Raw genomic sequence first — 24,172 nt, 5'->3', positions numbered from 1 at the left:
TTTATCTGGGATTCTTGTGTATAATCCTCTTAGGTTTTTCAACTTACGCACAGGAAGTTTTACCAGAGTATGATGAGTTGAATGTAGAAATGAACGTACCAGATCTTGGTACCATTGAGATTCCTATCGCCATAAAAGGTCAGGATGCTTATATTCCAGTAAAAGAGCTTTTTGATTATTTAAAGATCAAAAATGAAGAAACCGCTAATGGCATAGAAGGTTTTATTATAAACCCAGATTCCACGTATCGAATAACTCCTTCAGAAAACAGGATTCTTTATAAAAATGAAGAATATACGCTTAGCGACGAGGATTACATACAAACCCCATTCAATCTCTACTTAAAATCGAATCTTTTCGGGGATATCTTCGGACTAAATACAAATTTTTCTTTTAGAAGCCTTTCGGTAACTATGAAAACCGAAAAAGACCTTCCTGTGATCAAGGAAATGCGACTTAGAAAAGTGAGGGAAAATCTGAATCGTGTAAGAGGAATAGTTAATCCAGATACTACTATAGACAGGCGTTACCCGCTATTCAAAGGTGGAGCTTTAGACTGGGGTGTGGTCACCACCCAACAAAGTGATTTTGAGAATGACAATCGCTTATCTCTAGGCCTTGGTACGATGTTTCTTGGTGGTGAAACAAATTTAATGTTGAATTACTCCACGAGAGTTCCTTTCGAATCCCGAAACCAATTTTATCAATGGCGATTTGTGAACAACGAAAGTAAATTATTTAAACAGGTTACTGCAGGACGAATTTTTACCCGTGCCACTTCTTCTTTATTTGCGCCGGTTAGTGGTGTGCAAATTAGTAACAGTCCTTTTCAAAACCGTCGTTCTTTTGGGAGTTATACTCTCAATGATTTTACTGAACCCAGATGGACGGTAGAACTATACGTCAATAATATCCTTGTAGATTTTGTTCAGGCAGATGCATCTGGATTTTACACCTTTGATGTGCCGCTTATGTATGGGAATACGGCTGTAAGTCTTAGGTTTTATGGTCCTTACGGAGAAGAGCGAATTGAAGAACGAAATATAAACATTCCCTATAATTTTGTCCCGAAGAACGAACTTGAATATACCCTAAGTGCCGGAATTGTTGAAAACGATGAAATGAATAAATTTTCACGGCTTAATTTCAATTATGGGCTAAGCAATTCTATTACTATTGGTGGTGGTGCCGAATATCTTACAGGTGTGAGCAGCGGTGAGGTGATGCCTTTTGTGAATACCTCGGTTCGCTTTGCTTCCAATTTTTTATTTTCGGGAGAATATACCTATGGCGTAAAGGGAGAAGGACTTTTAAGTTACAGGACTCCCAGAAATTTTCAGGTGGACCTGAATTATATAAAGTATGATAAGGACCAAACAGCCATAAATTTCAATTACCTCGAAGAGCGAAAAATAAGCTTATCAGCCCCGATCAGGGGAAAAAATTTCTCCATTTTCAGTCGTTTCAGTATTAACCAGATCATTATGCCAAATACTGAATTTACCACTGCGCAATTATTGCTTTCTGGAGCAATTATGGGAATTAGCACCAACTTTACCACCTATGGGATTTATAATGACCGAGTAAAAGAACCTACAATTTACAGCTCCCTTTCACAAACCTACAGGTTGCCCAATAAGATCCTTTTTTCACCACAGGTGCAATATGATTTTAGTCGAAATCAATTCAATAATTTAATTTTTGAACTGGAACGACCTGTTTTTGAAAGTGGTTTCCTGAATATTGCATATGAAAATAATCTTTTAAGAAACGCGCATATTTTTGAAGTCGGTCTCCGGTATATGTTCAATTTTGCACAAACCTCTGCAACATCCAGAATAGGAAATCGAAACACCTCTTTTGTTCAATCTGCCAGAGGAAGTTTAATGCTGGATGATAATACGGGATATGTGATGACCAGCAATCGCACAGCGATGTCCAGAGCTGCCCTAAGCATTATTCCTTTCCTGGATTATAACAACAATGGAATTAAGGATCCTATGGAACCCTCTGTTCCCGGAATGGAACTAAAGAACACTTCTGGAAATCTAAGCTATAATGAAGATAAAACGATCCTTAGAATTACCGAACTCCAACCTTATATAGATATGTTGCTGGAAATAGATCCTGTAAGTCTTGACAATATCGCCTGGAAAATTAGTAATCCTAAAATCAAGATACATACCATCCCTAATCAGTTTCAGGAAATCCATGTTCCAGTGATAGTTTTAGGAGAAGTTGCTGGTATGGTTTATATAAAAGATGAAAATGGAACTAAAGGCCAAGGCCGAATCTCCATTAATATTCTAAATAGTAACAATGAGCTGGTAGGGGAACTTCTTACCGAAGGTGATGGATATTTCACTTACCTAGGATTAAAAACTGGAAAGTACAAAGCAGTTATAGATCCAGAACAATTAGAAAACATAGGCTATACAGCAAATCCTGCTGAAATAGAGTTTACTATAGAACAATCTGAATTCGGTGATATTGTAGATGATCTTGAATTCATTTTAGAAAAGAAATCCAACTAATATTTTATGGTAACTATTTCTAATGCCTGCAGTTTTCCTGCCATAAAGACCTCTGCCTTTTCCTCAACTTTCTTTCCTGTTAAAGCCTTTGCCAATGGTGCTACAAATGCAATTTTATTTTCTTTGATATTTGCTTCATCTACTCCAACTATTTGAAATTCTTTTACTGATCCTTTTTGCTCTCCTGTTAAAAATTTAAAAGAGATCAAGGCTCCAAACCTTACTTCATTTTGTGGTTGCTCTTTTGGATCTAATATTCTGGCAGATGAGAACCTATCGTTCAATAAATTCAATTTACCATTTAAAATTGCCAATGTATGCCTCCGCTCTTTACCTTCATCAATTTCTAAAGTAGAAATACTATGCTCCAACTCACCTCTCTCCTTGATTAGCTTTTCATAACCAAAAGGAGTGACATAATTTATTTCTCCAGGAGGTAAAACTGATCTTGCAGGTATAAAAGGTGCTTCTTCTTGATCATCTTCTTTTACAAATCCTCTACTCATAATTCAATTTTCTTTGCATTATTGAAATTAGGAAATATTTAATATAATTACAACATAAAGATGTTGCACTGTAAATGTAAAAGTTATAATATTTCAGATGAAAATGTAATAACATAATAAAAGGTTAAAAAAAATATTTGATTGAAGTATTACTTGAAATCTCGTAAATTTAGAAACGAAGTTTTATTGCTAAATCTTCAATCATTTTATAGAATAAAATCTAGAAAATATTTTAGAAACTGAAATAATATTTACAAATGGCTCTTAATTTTTTAAAAGGATTTAATAAAACGAATTTAGTTTCTAAAACCTATGAGTACTGCATCGACTTTTTAAATAATAGCAGATGTAAAACCCTTCCTTTTCATAGCGTACAGCATACAGATGATGTTTATCAATATGTAAGAACAATAGCAAATTATGAGGAGGTTTATGGATCTGACCTTGAGCCAATTCTTATAGCTGCATTATTCCATGATACCGGTATGGCAGAAACCTACATAGATCATGAAGAACAAAGTGTTATACACGCTACAGAATTTCTCAAAGAAAATGATTATCCATCAAGCAAGTTAGAGATTGTTCAAAATTGTATAATGGCAACTAAAATGCCACAGAACCCAAAAACAAAGGCTGAAAAAATTCTTTGTGACGCAGATCTATATCACTTAGGATTAGAGAGCTATATTTTTAGAAATGAGCGCCTTAGAGCAGAATGGGAACTTTTTTTTAATAATCAATTTTCAGATGAAGAATGGTTTGCTTTGAATGTAGACTTTTTAGACACCCAGAAATATCATACTTGGTTTGGTAAAACAGTACTAAACAATAGAAAAGATCTCAATTGTAAAATGCTTAAAGAAAGACATGAAAAATATAAGCACTAACTTACAATAGCCTCTTTATATTTGAACTGTAATTTTTATTTTATCTATGTCAAGTTCCACTTAACTTAACGTTAAATATTATAGGGTATGTCTATTGAAATTATCTTGATTTTTATAATTCTTGGCATCGTAATCATCCTTTTCGCGCTCGAGGTTTTCCCTGTAGATAAAATTGCGTTTTTCATTATGGTTAGTCTTTTGCTAGCTAAATTGATCACCCCAGAGGAAGCAATATCTGGTTTTGCTAATCCCGCTACAATTACCGTTTTAGCTTTAATGATCATTGCTATTGGACTAGAGACTAATGGAGTAATTAGTTGGCTTTCCAAAGGTTTAAAAAATTTAAAGGGACTCCCTATTTATTTAATGATCCCCATTTTTATGCTCATAGCAGGAAGTATTTCTGCATTTATAAATACCACAGCTGTGGTTATTGTTTTTATTAAAGTAATCACAGAACTCTCCGCAAAATATGATATCCCAAGTGAAAAGTTACTATTACCGGTATCCTTTGCAGGAATTATTGGTGGAAGTTGCACGTTAATGGGGACTTCTACCAATCTTATTGTAAATGCAATTGCAATTGAGAAAGGTGTAGAGCGCTTTACATTCTTCGAGTTCACCAAGTATGGAGTAATATTTTTAGGAATCACAATACTTATTGTTAGCCTATTATATAAATTTTTACCGAGCAAAGGAAAAATTGATATCAGCAAAGATTATAATCTGGATGAATATATTACCAAGATTATAATCAACAAAGGTTCCGAAGTAATAGGCAAAAAGATATTAGACACATTTTTTCATGATAATATGGAGGTGGAGATCTTAAGATTAAATAGGGACGGGATCATTAATGATCGCCCAGGTAAATACACCATTCTCAAGGCAAAAGACCAATTACTTTTAAGATGTAATCTTGAGAATTTGGTGAAGCTTAAAGAGCAGAAAGGATTCTCTGTAATTAATAAGGATAGCAAAAAAATGACGCTTCCAATTATAGATGCTGAAGGTTTGGAAGAGAATATTCAAGTAGTGGAAATTTTGATGCTTCCTAATTCCCCATTGATAGGAAAAAGCATACGATCTGTTGGTAATTTCGATTTACAGGGAGCGGTACCATTGGCTATTAAAAAAAGGAATAGTTTCCGGCATCCCGAAGACAGAGTTTTTCGTAATAAACGGGATGAGATAGAGCTTCGGGTGGGAGATCGTTTGCTAGTAGAAGTTTCTACGAAAGCGCTTTCTGATCTTGGGAAAATAGATAACATAACCATCCTGCAACAACATCATGAAATAGAAGTAAAGAAAAAATCCAAAAGACTAATTTCACTTGGAATATTAGTGATAGTAGTTGCGCTTTCAGCATTTTCTATATTTCCAATTTTACAAAGTGCTTTGGTTGGTGTTTTTCTTATGATCTTCACAAAATGTTTGGATCTAGGGAAAGCTTATTCTCAAATCAATTGGCAGGTGATCTTTCTTTTGGCGGGAATGATACCGCTTGGAATAGCCATGAGCAATAGCGGTGCAGATATGTGGATCGCTGATCATTTATTGGCACTTTTTACAGAACAATCCAGCACTATTATTATTGGAATTCTATTTCTAGTTACTATGATCTTGAGCGGCTTCGTTTCTAATAATGCAACGGCAATTATCATTACCCCAATCGCGATTACCATAGCAAGCACAATGCAACTAGATCCAAAACCTTTTATAATGGCTATTATGTTTGCAGCAAATTTCAGTTTTTTCACTCCAGTGGGTTATCAAACCAACACCTTAATTTATGGAATGGGAATATATAAATTCAAGCATTTTTTGATAATTGGGGGGTCAGTTTCTTTGGTGCTTTGGATTGTTGCTTCTTTACTCCTTTCAGGAACTTTCACAGTTTAGCTTCCATCGCTTGATAATAATCAAGTATTTTTGAATAAAAAAAATGATTAGGGTTTTAGTAATAGGATATGTGTGGCCAGAGCCCAATTCTTCTGCAGCAGGTAAACGGATGCTTCAGTTATTGGAATACTTCACTTCCTCTAACTACAAAGTGATTTTTGGAACCACAGCTGCTCCTTCAACAAATGCTGCAAATCTTTTAGAACTTGGAATCACTTCAGTAAAAATTGAATTAAATAATAGCAGTTTCGATACCTATATTAACGAACTTCAGCCGGAAATAGTTCTTTTTGATAGATTTATGATGGAGGAACAATTTGGATGGCGGGTAAGCAAAAATTCTCCTTCTTCTATAAAAATATTAGATACCGAAGATCTACATTTTCTGCGGAATTATAGAGAGAAAGATTTGAACAGCACAGATTCTATTACCAATTCTGAGTTAGCGAAACGGGAAGTAGCAAGTATTTATAGATGTGATCTTAGTCTTATTATTTCTGAAGTTGAGATGAATCTATTAAAAGAAACTTTTAATGTTTCAGAAAGTCTCTTGGTTTATATTCCTTTTTTATTCAACAGGCTGATAGATTCAGAAATTAAGCTTCTCCCCTCTTTCGAAGAAAGACAGCACTTTGTGAGCATCGGTAATTTTAAACATAAGCCAAATGTAGATGCTGTTAAGTATTTAAAAAAAGACATCTGGCCTCTAATTAGAAAAGAACTTCCAAATGAAGAACTCCACGTTTATGGAGCATATCCTACGGAATCTGTTCTTCAATTAAATAATCCGAAGGAAAAGTTTTATGTAAAAGGCTGGGTCAAGGATGCTGAAGCAATTGTAAAAAGTGCTAAAGTTAGTCTTGCTGCACTGCGATTTGGAGCTGGTTTAAAAGGCAAACTTACCGAAGCAATGCAATGTGGCACTCCAGCAGTTACAACAAGTTTAGGAGCCGAAGGCATGCAAGGAGGACTCGCCTGGAATGGCTTTATAGAAAATGATCCAAAACTCTTTGCTGAAGCTGCCATTAAACTTTATACTACAAAAGCTCTCTGGCAAGAATCTCAGTTAAATGGATATCAACTTATAAATAAGCTCTATAATAAAGAGGATTATTATAAGGTCTTAGATAAAAAATTGAATCATCTAAAAGAAAAGCTTTCTCATCACAGAGAAAACAACTTTATAGGCAGCATGCTTATGCATCATAGGCTAAAGAGCACACAGTATTTATCTAAATATATTGAAGTGAAAACCGAATTGGAAATTTTGAAATCTTCAATTAAAAATTAATAGTATTCAATAGCCGTTTCATGTCCTACGTCCAATTATCCTCTTTGAAATGATCGCGTCACCTTCTCCCGAACCTTCTTGACAACATTGCGTTGTCATCCCGACGGGAGGAGGGATCTCTTATCAATGAGATTCTGCTCATAGAAATTCCTAGACTCCTCCCGATAGCTATCATGATATTTTCTGCTTTTTCAAACTGAGCACAAAGTTTGCTACAAGCATTACATGACGGCAACAATCTGGTATTAATTAGTTGAAAACTACTCACTGAAACAAAAGCGGACAAACAGTTTAATCATTTCATCTTTAGTGAGAAAGAACAAATTCTTTTTCTTTCTGAAGAAATAAGTTTTTATGTAAGGCTTTTAGTGCATTCACTTTATTTTCTGTAGCAACTAAAAGTGAAACATTATTAAAACTTCCACCATAAGAGATCATACGTACAGGGATTTCATTTAGAATTTCGAATAATTTGAAAGTATTTGGGTCTTTAATAAGACCTTCTCCAACAATACAAATAATGCTATGATCCATTTCTACGGTAATGTCCCCATATCCCTGTAGTTGATCCAAGATCTGATCTAAATTTTTAGTGTCGTCTATAGTAAGCGAAATTGCAATTTCTGAAGTCGTGATCATATCTATAGCGGTTTCTAAATTATCGAATATTTCGAATATTTTCTTTAGAAAACCATGCGCCATCAACATTCTATTAGACTTTATTTTAATAGCTGTAATGCCATCTTTTGCTGAAATTGCTTTGAGTCCACTTCCATTAATTTCTGAAGATATTTTAGTTCCTTGTAAGCTTGGTGTAAAGGTGTTTTTAAGATAGATAGGAATATTTTTATCTATTACTGGAGATATGGTTTGTGGATGCAATATTTTGGCACCGAAATATGCAAGTTCAGCTGCTTCTTCAAAAGTTAGGTTAGCTAAAGGATGTGTGTCTTCTACATATCTGGGGTCGTTATTGTGAAAGCCATCTATATCTGTCCAAATTTGAACTTCATCTGCGTTTAGAGCAGCTCCTAGAATGGTAGCTGTATAATCGCTCCCTCCTCTTTTTAAAGTGCTCACACGGTTAAATTTATCTATCCTTACAAATCCTTGAGTTATGTAGATCATTTCACTTTCTGCCTTGTGTAATAAAGGAGCAATTCTATTAGCGATCTTAATAGTATCGGGGTTTTCTAGATTCCCTACATACATAAATCGTTTTGCATCGAGAAGTGTATTATTTATTTGGCAAGAAGAAAGATATTCTGAAAAGATATAGGTAAGCAGCGTTTCCCCAAAAGTGAGAATCCTATTTGTATTATTTTCCGAATATTCATTTAATAATAATGAATCAAATTCTTTAAACAAATTATTTAAACCAGTTCTTACACTCTTATTAGTAGCTGGATTAGTTATTAATTTTTCGAGAAGATCAATATGTTTAGTTTTAAGCTCGTTACTTAAAGCTTGTATTTCTCCTTGATCGCCATTTTTGATCATTTCGGTAATAGTTACCAAATAGTTAGTAACTCCAGACATTGCCGAGAGTACTATCATCCTAGGTCCTTGAACGGATTGAATTATATCCCGAACATTATATATACTTTCTGCAGTCCCTACAGAAGTGCCTCCAAATTTTAAAACTCTCATTTTATTTATTTTAAAATGCATAATTAGTGAGAGTTCTAATAATGAAGAAAAAACAAATAGAATTTATATATATTTACACAAAATGTATATTATTTAACAATGAACACTATAACCTCTTGTGTACACGGCATGTTAAGACATCAACCATTTTTGGATGATGCGCTGTCAAAAGATTTATTAAATTTTAGTGCGTTAGCAGAACATTTGCAACCAGAAGTTGAAAAGATCTTAAGAAAACCTGTAAAACAGGGATCTATCATTATGGCTTTGCGTAGATATTCCCCTCAACGAAACCTTTTAAAAAATGCCAACTTAAGAGAAATGGGAGATATTGTGGTAAGGTCTGGAATTACAGAATTTACCTATTTAAATTCTAACACATTACTTGGAAATCAAGCTATGCTCATGAATTCAGTAAAAGATCAAATAGGGGTATATTTAAATTACTCCAGTACCTACCAAGAGAGTAATATCTTGGTATCTACAGATCTAAAAGAAAGAGTAGCAGATTTTTTCAAGGATGAAACTCTGGTTTCTGTAAAAAGTGAACTATCTAGTATTACAATTGCTTTACCAAAGAACAGTTCTAAAACAGTAGGGCTATATTTCTATATATTTAAGCTCTTAGCTTATGAAGGAATTCCTGTATTTGAGATGATATCTACCTCGAATTACTTTGCTTTATTCTTGGAGAAAGAATACATAAATCAGGCATTTTTATTACTTAATGAAATAAAAATCTCTTAGAAGATTAGATTTTAATTTCTACCAGTAATCAAAATAAACCCCTGTCATCGCAACACCTGCTGCCAATATAACAAGTATTATTAAAATAAAAACAACTCCAAATCTTGTTTTTTTGTTGTCTTGTAAAATATAATCTTCAGATTGATTGTCTTTCTTGTTTCTGATTTGCATAAAATATTTTTTTTTCAAATTTAATTAAATTAATCTTCAAGAATTGTAAAAAAATTATAAAATGAGAATGGTGAAATTTACAAATAATTAATTTTATCTTAAAAATTAAGAACACTTACAACATATCTCTATTTTTACACAGTTGAAAAAATAAGGTAATGAAAAATATTTTAAGAGCACTATTAGCAGGCTGGGGTGCGAAAAAGTTTGGTGGAGGTTGTGGTTGTTTCGGTATAATTATAGTGTTTATAATTTTATGGATCCTGTTAGGATATCCAGGACTTAATTAATTATCTACTAATAAGAATTTCTTAGAATAAATTCAACACTAATCAAGAACCTTGGGGCAAGCCCACGAGGTATCATTGGAAAATACTTTTAAAAATTCGAGGCAAGCCCGCCTGAATGTTTTGGGCAGGCCTCGGGGAATTAAACCCTCAATGAGGGATTAAATTTTACGTTCTTCTTCTCTTCGGAAAAGATCTATAATATTTAATATAAGCACGCAAAACATAAGCCAAATAGTTCCAGCAATTATACCTCCGGCAATATCTGAAGGAAAATGAACTCCTAAATAAATTCTACTTATACCAATACTCACAATAAGAAATGAGCAAAGAAAGATCAGGCTTCCTTTTAGCCACTTATTTATCTTTAGAAAATAACATAGATAAATTAAAAACCCGTAGAATGCAGTTGCACTCATAGCATGACCACTAGGATAACTAAGGGTCTGTACGGAAACTAAATGCTCTGCGGTTGGTCGTGCACGATTTATCACTTCCTTTAAAGCTAGGTTTGAAAGCCCAGAAACTATTATAACAAATACTAATTGTACCACATAACGCCAGTTTTTAAATTTAAAATAGAATAATAGCGAGCAAATTGTAGTAACTACGATGTAGCCATAAAGATCTCCAAGATTGGTTATAAATTGAAGGATGTTATTTAAATTAGGTGATCTAAATGAGATCACATATTTCGTGATAGCGGCATCATATTTAGATATAAGATTACTATTGAGTGTATTTGTTAATTCTACAAAAACATTGATGCCAACCACAACTATTATCAAAGCTAAAATTATAGATATTATAAAAGGTAATTTATGATTATACTGATGGAATTTATTTCTTAAAATAGATTCTAATCCGTGTAAGAAATCAATAATTTGTTCTTTCATATATAGTTTTGCTAACAGCCTGAATTCATAAATTAGAAAGCGCTAATTTAAAGAGTAAAACTAAAGAAAATCTAAGGACTTTTAAAATAAGAGAGAGAAACCGATAATCTGAATATTTGGAGAATATTTAAAAAACAATAAAAAGCAATGCTCTACTTATTGTTTTCCACAAGGGTATCCTTTTGGACGAGATACTGTATACTTATTTTCTTTCTTCCCCAATTCTTTGCTTTTTTAACATCCACGCCCATATAGATATCAATTTTATTTCTCCAGCGATGGTGCATCTTATCTTTAACGAAAAATATTCCAGTTAAACCATCTATCTTCACGGGAGTATTATACACCATTCCCTTTTTCATAAGATCTCGAGAAATAGCAATCACATTCATTCCTGGTTTTAAAGTATCTCCCCAGGCAGTTATCTTTGGGTTTCCTTGACTTTGATAAGCCAAAGAATTGTATGCACTAGCAGTGACTTCTATAGTTTTCCAATTCACAGCTTCTACATTTGTTTCTTTGGGTTCTTTACAACTCACGTAAAAAGTCATAAAAAAGGCAAAAAAAGAAATAGATGTAATCTCCAGAAAAAATCTAGTCATTGCTCTAATTTTTAAAATATAGATTATAACTGACATAATTACCGATTATTGCTTAAACATGAAATAATAGCATCCATAAACATCAATTTACAAAATATCATCACTATTATAGTCAGTATTAATGCTTAAGGACTTGTTTTTAGGTGATAAGTACCAAGAAGTTGTTCTAAAACCATCATTCAGGACTTTGGCAAGGTTATGGCACATTAGATAATACAACATGTAAATCTCAATATTGAAGTTTACATATTTTAGAAATTGAAAAAAAAACATTTATGAGTCAAGTTAAAGAGAAAGACACAGTAAAAGTACATTACACAGGAAAATTAGCAGACGGACAAGTTTTTGACAGTTCGGAAGGAAAAGATCCAATTGAATTCACTTTAGGTCAAGGTCAGTTAATCCCTGGATTTGAAAATGGTCTTATCGATATGAAATTGAATGAGAAAAAAACAATCAATATTCCAATGACCGAAGCATATGGTGAGCCACGTGCAGAATTAGTTCAGGAAGTAGAAAAAAGTCAGTTACCACCAGAGATCACTCCAGAAGTTGGAATGGGATTAGTTTCTAAAGGGCCAGATGGTCAAGAAATGAATCTTTTGGTTGCTGAAGTAAAAGATGATACTATTGTAGTAGATGGAAATCATCCTCTAGCAGGAAAAGACCTTGTTTTTGATCTTGAAGTAGTAGAGATCAAGTAATAATAGTCTTTTAGATTATTCGCCTCATAATTAAATTTTGTACTAATGTTACAAATTTAATTATGAGGTTTTTTATGTCTTTAATTTTATAGTTTTACTTAAGTTTATTTAAAGAATTGAAAATAGCTGATTTTAATTTTAGAGGAAACACCTTATCTTCTTCAATAAATTTCTGATTGATCTCCAACTCTATTCCAGTGTAATTTTGAGGAAATTTCTTTCTTAAATACGTAGTAAAACCATCGGCTGTCCCTAGATACGGATAATTATATCTAATTCTAAAGTCGGGTAATTCAGCCATTAAATTTTGCTTCAGTTGTTTACTGATTAATTTTTCAGAATTTCTGGATGGATCGTATAATATTCCGATATCAGTATTTCTAATCTCGCCATTCAAGATAGGTGTAAAACTGTGAAATGATAGATGTACTACCTCCTCCCCTTTTTTAATCAGTTGTAAAATTTCCTCTTCAATTTTATCCCGATAAGGATCATAGAATTCACTTATCAATTTCGATTTATTTTCTGTAGTTAATGAAGCTGAGAATTCTGAAAATAATTTAGGATGATGTTTAGATCTATTAAGTTCAATTAATAATCTACTCACAGTATTAGATTTCGAAAAATCGCTTAAGGTTTTACAAAACTCAAAAAGATCTAAAGAACCATAATCTATACCTCGGTGAGAGTTAAGAGCATCATTGGCATTCACAAATAAGCTTTGGTGTTTTTCAGGAATTGAATTCCCTCCATGCTCACAGGTGAATACTAATTTCACGGTTTATAAAAATTATTGGTTTCTAAGCAAGTAACCAATTCAGAATAAACCGAATTTATATTAGCAGGGGAATAATCATTAAAAATTCCTTTTTGGATTCTTGTAGCTAAACTTCCGTGGGATAGAATAAATTCAATCGATTTTCTATGTTTTGGAGAAATCCCATCAGATACTCTTTCATACAATGTTTCCCATAATTCGCCTGCGGTACATTCTGCATGAACATCAAACAAATTTAAATAGCGGGAATTAGTTATCTGGGTGTTTTCAGCGTCTTCTATAATATCATTAAAAATGGCAAAGAGTTCATCTTCATGCCAATTCTTCTGATCTTCTATAGAAACTAATTCTTCAGAAACTAAAAGCTTTAGAGTTTCAATTATTAATACAGCTATTGCAATATCTGCTTTTGGGCATTCCTGTATATCTATAACTCTTATTTCAATCGCATTTCTATCAAATCTGGCTATTGCACCGCGTGAATTAAGAAAATGTTTATCGAGAATGTTATCGGTATCAAAAGGTGCTATTGCTTTATTAATGGGATCAAAGATCTGTTTTTTATAATCGTCCTTATTAAAAACTTGTTCTGGAATTACCTTACCTGTCATTTCGGGAATTTCCTTCTGATTGGTCTTATAAACTTCCATTCTACTATCTAAAAACCCAGTATTCTTACCTTCAAAAATAGGAGAACTGGCACTAAGAGCGGGAATAATTGGAAGTAAAATCCTGATTGCAGCATGTAATTTTTCAAACTCCTCATCTCCATAAAAGGGTAAGTTAAGATGCATGCTTTGCACATTACTCCAACCATGTCCTCTACAATCAAAGATCTTGTTATATAAAGCATAGATCTCACTATAATGATGTTCCCACAGCTTCATTTCCTTTTCTGGATCCATAAGTGGATGAGAAGCGCTGGGCATTAATTTAGCGTCTTCTACGAGTAGCAATTTATTTATCTCTTTGATGTTTTTATGAAATAATTCATCCAGATCTTCTAATTGCTTTGTAGGACCGTTGGTCTTTAACTCCACCACATGAGCCACCAACTCATTGCTCCATTCTATTTTTCCATTAGAAACATCTGATGTTATTGAACCATTTTTAAGGATCATTAATTTATCTACTATTGGGGTGATTTTTAGATTGGAAGATTTTACTAGCATATATTCCAATTCTATCCCAAAAACTTCAAAAAGCCGATAACTCATATTATTTTTTTTCTAATCTGTTCTTTAATGCCGAAAGGATTTTAATATAGACTTCATCACCATAAAACCTATCTTCTACTCCCGCATCGATATTTGGATTATCATTAATTTCTATAACCAATGCTTCCCCATTTACCTCCTTAACATCAATTCCAAATAAACCTAATCCCATAAGTTTAGCCGATCTTAATGCAACATCCATCACCTTTTTAGGCACATCTTCTATAGCTAAACAATCGGCATTCCCATCTTGATCATCTTTCTTGGAAGCATCCCAGTTATAAATTTGCCAATGCCCCTTGGCCATATAATATTTACAGGCGAAAAAAGGTTCATTATCTAAAATACCAATTCTCCAGTCATATTCTGAAAAAGAAAATTCCTGAGCGATGATAAGATCAGATTTTTTGAGCATAGTGTTAACCAACTCATTATATTCTTCCACAGTTTTTGCTTTTTTAACTCCAAAAGAAAAAGTGGAATCGGGTGATTTTAATACACAAGGCAACCCGGTGATTTTTAAAACATCCTCTTTATTATGCTTATGCACAATAACCGTTTTTGGAGTTGGAATATTGGCATTTTGCAAAGCTTCTGCCATGTATACTTTATTACAACATTTTAAAATTGCTCCAGGATAATCTATTAATGCGATTTCCTCCTGTTGTGCCTTTCTGGCAAAGGCGTAGGCTTCATTATTTACCTCTGTACTTTGTCTAATTAACAAAGCATCAAAAGAAGATAATCTGGAAAGATCTTTTGGCGTAATAACCTCTACGTAGAAGTTCATCTTTTCTGCCAGCTCTGTAAATTTCTTGATAGCTTTAACATTACTCGGTGGAGCCGGATCCCCAGATTGTACCAATATTGCCAGGTCATATTCTGCAGCGCTGGATTTTGCGGTATCATAACGTTTCTTTGCAAAATATTCTGAAGCGAATAAATACATGCTTTCTTTATGATCTTCTTGAATTTCAGATTCTGAAATTGCTCGTATACTTTTTATATGCCATTTTGTAGTAAAGTTAAAATGTATCCTTAAAAATGGAATCTGAAAAGATCTGAAGAACATCGTGCTCAATTCTTTGTATTTCTGTGCTACATTTTGCCCAAAATAAACACTCAAAGTAAATTCTTTGGATTTTATGTTTTTAAGACTTTTTTGAATAATATCATCAAAATCATCGGCTACAATTTTCACCAATTTAGGTTGATTAAGATCTACTATATTCTTTACTGTGGGTATGGCTCTATGATCTCTAGCTTCTGCGAGTAGAGAGACATAGTATCCTTTAGATTGATACGAATAGTCTTTGCATAAATTAAAAACTCTGGCCTTTTTAAGATTGGAATATTCAGGATTCGTTAGATAATCCTGAGCAGAGATCACCGCAATATTATCTACAGCAATTTTCCATTTTTCAGGGTGGCTTACTACAATTAATTTCTTCATTTATAGATTTAAGAACAGATCAAATTTAATTGAAAAATACATTCAATATTAAAAATTATGATAGCATGTAAAATATAATTATTAAATTCCGAATAAATTAATAATTGACAAACTTTCTATGAAATTCACTCTCATTCTTATGATAAGTATCTTAAGTATTCATTCTATTTACAGCCAAAATAAAGAACAATCAGAAATGTGGAAAAAAGCGAAAGCAATTCATGAAAAAGTGATTACTATAGATACTCATGACGATATAAACATCAATAATTTCACTGCTAATCGTAATTACACACAAGATCTTAATACACAAGTAAACCTCCCAAAAATGATGGATGGCTGCTTAGATGTGGCTTGGTTTATAGTATATACCGGTCAAGGAGAATTGAATGAAGCTGGATATACTGCAGCCTATAAAAATGCGATTTCCAAATTTGAAGCTATCCATAGATTAACAGAGGAGATTGCCCCAGATAAAATTGGACTGGCAACTTCTTCCAGCGAGGTTAGAAAATTGGTGAACGAGGGGAAATTGGTAGCAATGATTGGGGTAGAAAATGCTTATCCAATTGGCGAAGATCTCTCTAACATAGAGAAGTTCTACGACCTTGGAGCTAGATATATGTCTCTGGCGCACAATGGTCACAGCCAGTTGAGCGATTCTAATACCGGAGAAGCAGATAATGTTTGGCTGCATAATGGTTTAAGTGAATTGGGGAAAGAAGCAATATCCGAAATGAATAGATTGGGTATCATGATAGATGTTTCCCATCCTTCCAAAGAAGCCATTAAACAGATGTTCGAACTTTCAAAAGCTCCATTAATTGCATCTCATTCTTCTGCAAGAGCATTGTGTGATCATAGCAGGAATTTAGATGATGAACTTTTAGGATTATTTAAAAAACACGGTGGAGTGATACAAACCGTTGCTTTTAGTTCTTATGTAAACACCAATAAACACAATGCCTATTACGCGGCAGTAAATGCAATTTATAATCAGGAAGGTGAGGAATCTGGGTTTATGGTTTTGTCCAGAGACAGTATAAGAAGTTTAGATGAAGCAGAAAAAGCTATTTACGAGGAAGACTACTCTAAAATAGTGAACAAGTCTTCTCAAAAAATTAAAGAACTAAGACAAACCAATGGCCCGGTAGATGTATCAGATTATGTTAATCATATAGACTATCTAGTTGAAAAAATAGGAATTAACCATGTAGGGATTAGTTCCGATTTTGATGGTGGTGGCGGAATTGAAGGATGGCGTGATGCTTCGGAAACTTTTAATGTAACACTGGAATTAGTGAAAAGAGGATATACTGAAGAAGAAATAGCAAAATTGTGGGGAGAAAATCTTTTGAGAGTTTTAGATGAAGTTGAAGCAGTAGCTAAAGAAATTCAGAAAAGCTAGAAATCACTTTTTCTCTGGTTTTTTATCTAAAGTTACTTTAAGGATATTTCCTAAACCTCCAGAGCCTTCATTAGAGATATACATATGTCCTTGATTGTCGAATGTTAAACCTTCTGGTTGCCCAAATTGTTCTTCTTTAAGCACATGAAGTTTTTTAATTGCTCCACTGGAATTTAAAATTAAGAGCTTAGGATTGGTTGCATCTAAAACATAGATGTCTCCAGTAATTGGATGCACCGTAACTTCAGAAGGCTCTATAATTTGCTGATTTATCTCTAATTCGAGTATCTTAAAAGCAGGATCGTTAAACTTGATCTCGTATGCAGGCTTCTCCTCTACTGTCTTAGTTTTTAAATTGAAAGCATAAATAGGTTTTGAATTCTTATCGGCTTTGTTCTTAATGCTAATGAGCAACCTATTCCTTTTTTTTTCCCAAGCAATTCCTTCCCATTCAAATTCTTTTGACATTCCAGTAGAATATTCATTTACTACTAAAGAATCTTTCTGGAAATTTAAAACTTCAAATATTACCCCGTCGCTTCTAAGAACGTAAGCATCTTTCCCTACTAATGTAATTCCTTCGTAATCTCCATCCTCTCCAAATACTATTTGTTTATCTATTTGGGAAGTTTTTGTGTTATAAATAAAAATAATTGCTTCTTCATCCTCTACACATGCAATGTGCTGGTTATCTATCCATGAAATTCCAGAAATTTCTTCCAAGACAATAGGCATGTCCCATTTTTTATCTATTTGAACAAAGTTTGCTCCAGGAAAATCTCTATTGGGTGCAATACCACCAAAAGAATAATAAATCAGGGCTACCAATGCAAACACACCCAGAATAATAAAGATTGCTATTTTATTCATAATCCAAAAATAAACATTTAATGATAATGTGAAGTTAAGGTATTCCAAAAGTTACTACAGCGATTACTTAGGATAAAACCTGAAAGAAGGGCGTATAAAGTTAAATAAGTGTTAAATAGTACTATTTTATACATAGTACTGTAACAAATTTAATTTCGGCTCGTCTATTAAGTATATAACAATTAAAACATTCATCATGAGAACATCAGAAAACATCAGTCAGAATTTTAGCGGAATCAAAGAAGGAGATCTAACCCACAAAAGACACTTCTTAAATCTTGGACAATCTACCAGACATACCTGGTATGGTAGAAGAAGATTTGGAGTATAAATTTATGTTAATGCCTTTAGAATTCTAAAATAGCCGAACAAATTCTGTTTCGGCTATTTTCATTTTACCGCTTTCCTTAAACTTTTCGTTTTAATTCTTTACCCCGCCCCTATTTTTTATTTATTGAAATATTAGTTTTCAAAATTCTTAAAATTAACAAAACACCATCTATAAATTTTATTAGTATTCGTTTATTTGTAAACCTTAACTTATACTATGTTTCAACGAATTAAAAGGTCCCCAAAATTAAGATGGTTATTGATAATAATGGCAGCTATATTTGCTGTTTTTATACTATTTTATTTCAGCATTTATTTTGGAGTTTTTGGCGAAATTCCCTCTACTCAAAATCTAAAAGATCTTAAACAAAATCAGGCTACACAGGTTTTATCTTCTGATGGAGATCTAATTGGTAAATATTATATTTTTGATAGACAACCAGTCACCTCAAACCAAATCCCCAAACATTTAAAAAACGCATTAGTAGCTACTGAAGATGCTCGATTTTATGAACATAATGGAATTGATAGCCGAAGTTTACTAAGAGTATTTTTCAAATCCTTGATGCTACAGGATAGATCTTCTGGAGGTGGGAGTACCTTAACACTACAACTTGCAAAAAACTTATATGGCAGGAAAGATTATGGATATTTTGGGATTGTAATAAATAAGTTTCAAGAATCTATAATTGCCACTCGTTTGGAAGAGATCTACGATAAAGAAGAAATTCTAACACTTTACCTTAACACGGTTCCTTTTAGCGACAATACTTTTGGGATAGAAAGTGCCGCCATGAAATTCTTTAATAAGAGTACCAAAAATCTTTCATTGGAAGAATCGGCTGTATTAGTAGGGATGCTAAAGGCTAATCATTCTTATAACCCGAGAATTTTTCCTGAAAAAAGTAGATTCCGTCGTGATGTTGTTTTTCAGCAAATGGAGAAATATGGGTATTTGACAGAAGAACAAATGCAACAGGCAAAACAATCTGATATTAAATTAGATTATCAATATTATAATCATGATCAGGGATTGGCTCCATATTTTAGAGAACAACTTAGAAAAGATGTTACTGATATTTTAGATACTTTGAAAAACAAAGATGGCGAGAGTTTTAATATTTATAGAGACGGATTAATAATCCATACTACATTAAATTCCAAAATGCAGGAATATACTGAAGCTTCAGTTAATTCCCATATGTCTAAATTACAGCAATCCCATGAACAATCATACGGGACAAGAGCTCCTTGGCTTACAAATAAAACATTGATCTTAGATGCAGTAAAGCGCACCAAATCCTATAAAAAATTAAATAAAGAAGGATTATCTGATGATGAAATATTAGTAGAATTAGATAAGAACCCGAGAGAAAGAGAACTTTTTAATTATGGTAAAGAAGAACTGGTAAAAGGAACAACTTTAGATAGTATTAAACATTATCTTAAATTTTTAAATACTGGGTTTCTAGCTGTAGAACCTTCAACAGGAGCTGTAAAAGCTTGGGTTGGAGGGGTAGATTTCGAAAGTTTTAAGTACGATCATATTTCGCAAAGTAAGAGACAAGTAGGCTCTACTTTTAAACCTATAGTGTACACAGCAGCATTAGAAAATGGGATCCCACCATGCTCCTATTTTTCTATTCGGGAGGTAACCTATCAAGATGGATGGACTCCTTCAAATTCTGGTTCCACCGAAGACGATCCAGATATGAATTATAACATGAAATATGCATTAAGCAATTCCATAAATACCATCGCCGTAAAAGTGCTGATGGAAACTGGGGTTGGTAATGTTATTTCTCAAGCAGAGAAAATGGGGATTGAATCTAAACTGCCTCAAGTTCCTTCCATTGCCTTAGGTACAGCAGAGATCAGCTTAAAAGAATTGGCTAAGGCCTATACTGGTTTTGCTAATAATGGAAGATCCTCTGAACCTTATTATATCTCAAGAATAGAAGATGGAAAAGGTAATTTATTAGTAGAATTTAAACCTAAAACTCAAAATAAGGTGGCTTATTCTGAAACCACTCGTGAAATAATGATCGAGATTATGAAAGCAACCGTTAATGAGGGTACAGCAACAAGGCTTAGAAGTACCTACGGATTACAGAATGATATTGCTGGGAAAACAGGAACCACTCAATCTAATAAAGACGGATGGTTTGTTGGTCTAACTCCAGAACTTTTAGCCGTAACCTGGGTAGGAGCTGATGATCATAGAATTGGCTTTAGAAATACGAGTATAGGGCAAGGCGCAAATTCTGCCTTACCCATCTTTGCTTTATTCCTTCAGAAAATAAATGAGGATCCTAATTTTAGTGCTATTAGTAATGCAAGATTTGGTAATCCTTCTGCCGAAGTGGTTTCGTTAATGGATTGCGAAGCAAGCGAAAAAGATGGTTTCTTTGATAAGTTATTCGGGAAATCTGATAAAAAAAGAGATCGTGAAAATGACGATAAAAAGAAAAAAGGCTTCTTTAATAAACTATTTGGGAAAAAGAAAAAAAATCAATAACTAACAAAAAAGTTTTCTGCCCAGTGTTTAGCATCATCTAGATTTTCAAAAAAAGCAAAGGAGCTATCAAATTTTTCCTGCTCTAAAATAGCATTTTTTCTTACCTCTTCATTTTTTGAAACAATAGCAATACCTTTAACTTTTTTTAAAATACCAGGGGAATAAGCATCTAATTTTAAAGTATAATTAGATGTTCTATTGGAAATAAGCACAAATTTTTTTCCATTAAACTGATCTAATATGGTTTGTATAGTCTTTTCTGCAATGGCCGAATTTACTACAATATTGGCATTAGCCTCTATTATAACATAGGAGTCATAAAATTCCATTCTATAAAACTCTGTGATTTTTTCTATCATTGCAAAAAATTAAAGCGTAAAATTACTCAAAATCATCAGACAATGTTAACATTATATTAAAAACGTTAATAAATTAATTGATTATGTTAAACAATAACCGCCGGTTTTTGTAGAAGATTTCTTAAACACATAAGTATCATGCATGTATAATAGAATTACAAATCAATTTGAAGGTTTTATAAATACTCCTTCTATCTTTGAAAACTCAAAGTTTAGCGGATTCACATTATTTATATTTCCCAATAAAATTTCTTATAACTCTTCAAATCAGATTTTGGATAAAAATTTTTCTAAAAATTTAGTTTTAGGAAAACGAGTTGAATATTTTTTCTCGGCAGTAATAAAAGATTCGTCAGAATATCAAATAATTGTACACAATATTCAAATTAATGATAAGGATCGAACATTAGGAGAGTTGGATTTTATAATGAGGGAACTTGAAACTTCGAAAATCCTTCATATTGAATTAATGTATAAATTTTATGTCTACGACCCTGAAATTCGAGTTGAAATGGAACGCTGGATAGGTCCCAATAGAAAGGATTCTTTGCTTAAGAAGATCGAAAAAGTAAAAACAAATCAATTTCCATTATTATATACTCCTGAAACTGAAAAATATCTACAATCTATAGATATAGGCTCTGAAGACATTAAACAGAAAATATGCTTTAAGGCTAGCTTATTCATTCCTAAAAAATTTAAATCATATAATTTCCCACATATCAATAAAGAATGTATTGTTGGATTTTGGATTCATTTAAAAAATTTCAGCGAATACAATCAAGAGGGTTTTGAATTCTTTGCTCCGGAAAAGCAAGACTGGCCAATAGATCCAAAAAACGGTGAAGAATGGTTTAGTTTTAAAGAAGTTGGTGAACAAATCCAAAATCTGCACTTGAGCAAAAAATCTCCACTTATATGGATAAAGAAGATAGACGGAAGTTTTGAAAGAATTATTGTGGTTTGGTGGTAATCTTTATTTTCTTTGACGAACAAAATATAATATCTTTAACCCCTTCTCACCCTAACCTGCTGAAATAGTTCTATGTATTCTAATTTTAAAGAAGCAGTAAAAACCACTTATCTTAGTATTATAGGGAATGTACTTCTTGCAATTGCAAAAGGAATTACAGGAATTTTTGGGAACTCTTATGCATTAATTGCTGATGCTATTGAATCTACCACAGATGTTTTCTCGTCCATATTAGTTTTATTAGGAATTCGATATGCTAATAAACCTGCTGATGCCAATCATCCTTACGGTCATGGAAAAGCAGAACCGCTTATCACCTTTGCTATAGTCGGATTTTTGGTAATTTCAGCAACTATAATTGCTTATGAAAGTATTGCACATATTCGAACTCCTCATGAAGCTCCCAAGTCCTATACCCTTATAGTTCTTGGAATCATCATTATAATAAAAGAGGTCTTTTATAGAATTGTATCTAAAAAAAGTGAGGAAATAAATAGCACTGTTCTAAAAGCTGATGCGTGGCACCATAGAAGTGATGCTATCACTTCTCTAATGGCTTTTATTGGAATCTCTATAGCTTTATTTATGGGGAAAGGTTACGAAACTGCAGATGATTGGGCTGCATTATTTGCTTCTGGCTTCATTTTATATAATGCATATCTTATTATGAGACCTGCCTTGGGAGAAGTTATGGACGAACATATGTATGACGATCTTATTGAAGAAATAAGAGAGTATGCAGAAAAAATTCCCGGAGTACAGGAAACCGAAAAATGCTTTGTTAGAAAAGCAGGAATGACCTATCATGTGGATCTTCATATTGGAGTAACCAAAACTATTACTGTAGAAGAAGGACATGATATTTCACATAATGTGAAAAATGAAATATTGCTGAAGATGCCACAAATTGCAGATGTCCTAATTCATATAGAACCAGTTTGAAAATATGGCGTTGAGTAGCTTTTTAGAAGATAAGTATTATTAGTTAATCAATTTACTAACTGATGTTTACTAAGAGGAATTATTTTCTTTTACATTCAAGAACATCGAGTCAATCGGACAAAACAATGCGAACAGCGCTATAGAATAAGAAAAATAAAAAAAACAGAAAAACACGGCAGGTCATTAGGTTCTAAATCCTCAGTGAGGGAATAAAATCATAACTTTGCCTACAAAATTTAAAAAAATGGAAAATAATTTAGCCGTACTTATAGATGGAGATAACATTCCTTCAGCTTATGTAAAAGAGATGATGGAAGAAATCGCTAAATACGGTAATCCTACAATTAAAAGGATTTATGGTGACTGGACCAAGCCACAGCTTTCTAAATGGAAGAATGTGTTGTTGGAAAATGCTATTAATCCAATTCAGCAATACGGGTATACTCAGGGAAAGAACGCAACAGATTCTGCAATGATAATCGATGCTATGGACATTCTGTATTCTAATAAAGTACAAGGATTCTGTTTGGTATCTAGTGATAGTGATTTTACAAAATTAGCAACCAGATTAAGAGAATCTGGCTTAAATGTAATTGGAATTGGAGAAAAGAAAACTCCGGAACCTTTTATCGTTGCTTGCGATAGATTTATTTATATCGAAATTTTGGGATCTCATCCAAAACAACAAGAATCTGAAAATAACGTTGATAAAGATAAAAAGAAGCAAAGCGTAGATAAAGTTACTCCTAAAGTAATTAACCTAATATCCAGCACTATTTCTGATGTTGCAGATGAAGATGGCTGGGCATTCCTAGGGGATGTTGGAGGCTTGCTTCAGAAGAAACAACCAAACTTTGACTCCAGAAACTACGGATTTCAAAAGTTAACTCCTATGATAAGCTCCATCAGTAATTTTGAAGTGGAATCTAGAGAAAATCAGAATGGTAGATTCAAATTGATCTATGTAAGAAACAGAGCTTAAAACACTTTGATTTTGCCTATTGTCATTCCGTCCAGATAGCTCCTATGTTTGCATTTGGAATAAATTTCTAGTTTTACAGATATAAGTGAAAGGGGGTAAGAGTCAACCGATGGCTAGATAATCATAAGATATATCGACCGATAGATAGGACCTTATCCTTTTATA

At 33.0% G+C, this 24,172-nt stretch carries 22 protein-coding genes; 12 read left to right on the top strand and 10 right to left on the bottom strand.

The features are described 5' to 3' along the window. Positions 1-14 precede the first annotated feature (14 nt). Positions 15-2,534 (top strand): porin family protein, encoded by a 2,520-nt coding sequence (locus tag ES724_RS07240; protein ID WP_246136839.1) that lies wholly within the window; start codon positions 15-17, stop codon positions 2,532-2,534. Here ES724_RS07240 and ES724_RS07235 read toward each other — a convergent pair. Then, the gene (locus ES724_RS07235) at positions 2,531-3,040 is read right to left on the bottom strand and encodes a GreA/GreB family elongation factor (protein WP_146931537.1); all 510 of its coding nucleotides are present in this window, start codon (positions 3,038-3,040) and stop codon (positions 2,531-2,533) included. The two genes, ES724_RS07240 and ES724_RS07235, sit on opposite strands and share 4 nt — an antisense overlap. A 257-nt stretch (positions 3,041-3,297) precedes the next feature. Here ES724_RS07235 and ES724_RS07230 point away from each other — a divergent pair, with 257 nt between their 5' ends. From ES724_RS07230 to ES724_RS07220, 3 genes are all read left to right on the top strand, one after another. After that, positions 3,298-3,927 carry an HD domain-containing protein gene (locus ES724_RS07230; protein ID WP_026838681.1) on the top strand — a complete coding sequence of 210 codons (630 nt, stop codon included), beginning with the start codon at positions 3,298-3,300 and terminating at the stop codon, positions 3,925-3,927. An 87-nt stretch (positions 3,928-4,014) separates the two neighbouring features. After that, a complete protein-coding gene (locus ES724_RS07225; RefSeq protein ID WP_146931534.1) occupies positions 4,015-5,829 on the top strand; it encodes an SLC13 family permease in 1,815 nt (604 codons plus the stop codon). Between the two features lie 43 nt (positions 5,830-5,872). Further along, the gene (locus ES724_RS07220; RefSeq protein WP_146931531.1) at positions 5,873-7,120 is read left to right on the top strand and encodes a glycosyltransferase; all 1,248 of its coding nucleotides are present in this window, start codon (positions 5,873-5,875) and stop codon (positions 7,118-7,120) included. 306 nt (positions 7,121-7,426) lie between these two features. Here ES724_RS07220 and ES724_RS07215 read toward each other — a convergent pair whose 3' ends face one another. Further along, the gene (locus tag ES724_RS07215) at positions 7,427-8,770 is read right to left on the bottom strand and encodes an aspartate kinase (RefSeq protein WP_146931528.1); all 1,344 of its coding nucleotides are present in this window, start codon (positions 8,768-8,770) and stop codon (positions 7,427-7,429) included. Positions 8,771-8,869: 99 nt separating this feature from the next. Between ES724_RS07215 and ES724_RS07210 the strand changes: the two genes are divergently transcribed. Further along, complete coding sequence (locus ES724_RS07210) at positions 8,870-9,517, top strand: hypothetical protein (protein WP_146931525.1); 648 nt, start codon at positions 8,870-8,872, stop codon at positions 9,515-9,517. Between the two features lie 18 nt (positions 9,518-9,535). Here the strand turns inward: ES724_RS07210 and ES724_RS16485 are convergent, their stop codons facing one another. The 3 genes from ES724_RS16485 to ES724_RS07200 form a co-directional block, all read right to left on the bottom strand. Continuing rightward, positions 9,536-9,688: a hypothetical protein gene (locus tag ES724_RS16485; protein ID WP_170249861.1), complete on the bottom strand. Its 153-nt coding sequence runs from the start codon at positions 9,686-9,688 to the stop codon at positions 9,536-9,538. A gap of 448 nt (positions 9,689-10,136) precedes the next feature. After that, positions 10,137-10,871, bottom strand: a complete 735-nt coding sequence (locus ES724_RS07205; protein WP_146931523.1) for a phosphatase PAP2 family protein — start codon at positions 10,869-10,871, stop codon at positions 10,137-10,139. Between the two features lie 152 nt (positions 10,872-11,023). Then, positions 11,024-11,422 (bottom strand): 3D domain-containing protein, encoded by a 399-nt coding sequence (locus tag ES724_RS07200; RefSeq protein ID WP_146931890.1) that lies wholly within the window; start codon positions 11,420-11,422, stop codon positions 11,024-11,026. A 326-nt stretch (positions 11,423-11,748) separates the two neighbouring features. Between ES724_RS07200 and ES724_RS07195 the strand changes: the two genes are divergently transcribed. Beyond that, positions 11,749-12,177, top strand: coding sequence for an FKBP-type peptidyl-prolyl cis-trans isomerase (locus tag ES724_RS07195; protein WP_026838689.1), 429 nt, complete (start codon positions 11,749-11,751; stop codon positions 12,175-12,177). A 94-nt stretch (positions 12,178-12,271) separates the two neighbouring features. On the opposite strand, the gene ES724_RS07190 is transcribed toward ES724_RS07195, so the two are convergent. The 3 genes from ES724_RS07190 to ES724_RS07180 are packed head-to-tail and all read right to left on the bottom strand — an operon-like array spanning position 12,272 to position 15,625. Further along, positions 12,272-12,955, bottom strand: coding sequence for an N-formylglutamate amidohydrolase (locus ES724_RS07190; protein WP_146931520.1), 684 nt, complete (start codon positions 12,953-12,955; stop codon positions 12,272-12,274). Beyond that, positions 12,952-14,172: a carboxylate-amine ligase gene (locus ES724_RS07185; RefSeq protein ID WP_146931517.1), complete on the bottom strand. Its 1,221-nt coding sequence runs from the start codon at positions 14,170-14,172 to the stop codon at positions 12,952-12,954. The genes ES724_RS07190 and ES724_RS07185 overlap by 4 nt, the downstream gene beginning before the upstream one ends. A gap of 1 nt (position 14,173) precedes the next feature. Further along, on the bottom strand, positions 14,174-15,625 hold the full coding sequence (locus ES724_RS07180; protein WP_146931514.1) for a RimK family protein: 1,452 nt from the start codon (positions 15,623-15,625) through the stop codon (positions 14,174-14,176). Between the two features lie 139 nt (positions 15,626-15,764). Between ES724_RS07180 and ES724_RS07175 the strand changes: the two genes are divergently transcribed. Beyond that, entirely contained in the window at positions 15,765-17,033 is a 1,269-nt protein-coding gene (locus ES724_RS07175; protein ID WP_394345069.1) for a dipeptidase, read from the top strand. A gap of 3 nt (positions 17,034-17,036) precedes the next feature. On the opposite strand, the gene ES724_RS07170 is transcribed toward ES724_RS07175, so the two are convergent. After that, a complete protein-coding gene (locus ES724_RS07170) occupies positions 17,037-17,903 on the bottom strand; it encodes an SdiA-regulated domain-containing protein (RefSeq protein ID WP_146931509.1) in 867 nt (288 codons plus the stop codon). Positions 17,904-18,099: 196 nt separating this feature from the next. On the opposite strand from ES724_RS07170, the gene ES724_RS16890 reads away from it, so the two are divergent. Continuing rightward, positions 18,100-18,234 (top strand): hypothetical protein, encoded by a 135-nt coding sequence (locus tag ES724_RS16890; RefSeq protein ID WP_262712799.1) that lies wholly within the window; start codon positions 18,100-18,102, stop codon positions 18,232-18,234. A 216-nt stretch (positions 18,235-18,450) separates the two neighbouring features. Beyond that, positions 18,451-20,751, top strand: a complete 2,301-nt coding sequence (locus ES724_RS07165; RefSeq protein WP_146931506.1) for a penicillin-binding protein 1A — start codon at positions 18,451-18,453, stop codon at positions 20,749-20,751. On the opposite strand, the gene ES724_RS07160 is transcribed toward ES724_RS07165, so the two are convergent. Continuing rightward, positions 20,745-21,110: a hypothetical protein gene (locus ES724_RS07160; RefSeq protein WP_146931503.1), complete on the bottom strand. Its 366-nt coding sequence runs from the start codon at positions 21,108-21,110 to the stop codon at positions 20,745-20,747. The genes ES724_RS07165 and ES724_RS07160 overlap by 7 nt on opposite strands. Before the next feature lie 142 nt (positions 21,111-21,252). Here ES724_RS07160 and ES724_RS07155 point away from each other — a divergent pair, with 142 nt between their 5' ends. From ES724_RS07155 to ES724_RS07145, 3 genes are all read left to right on the top strand, one after another. Next, positions 21,253-22,083: a DUF1853 family protein gene (locus tag ES724_RS07155; protein WP_146931501.1), complete on the top strand. Its 831-nt coding sequence runs from the start codon at positions 21,253-21,255 to the stop codon at positions 22,081-22,083. Positions 22,084-22,155: 72 nt separating this feature from the next. Further along, complete coding sequence (locus ES724_RS07150) at positions 22,156-23,025, top strand: cation diffusion facilitator family transporter (protein ID WP_146931498.1); 870 nt, start codon at positions 22,156-22,158, stop codon at positions 23,023-23,025. 244 nt (positions 23,026-23,269) lie between these two features. Further along, a complete protein-coding gene (locus ES724_RS07145) occupies positions 23,270-24,007 on the top strand; it encodes an NYN domain-containing protein (protein WP_146931495.1) in 738 nt (245 codons plus the stop codon). The last annotated feature ends 165 nt before the right edge of the window (positions 24,008-24,172 follow it).

Source organism: Gillisia hiemivivida (assembly GCF_007997295.1).
Classification (GTDB): Bacteria; Bacteroidota; Bacteroidia; order Flavobacteriales; family Flavobacteriaceae; genus Gillisia; species Gillisia hiemivivida.
This window is presented reverse-complemented; position numbering and strand designations above follow the sequence as displayed.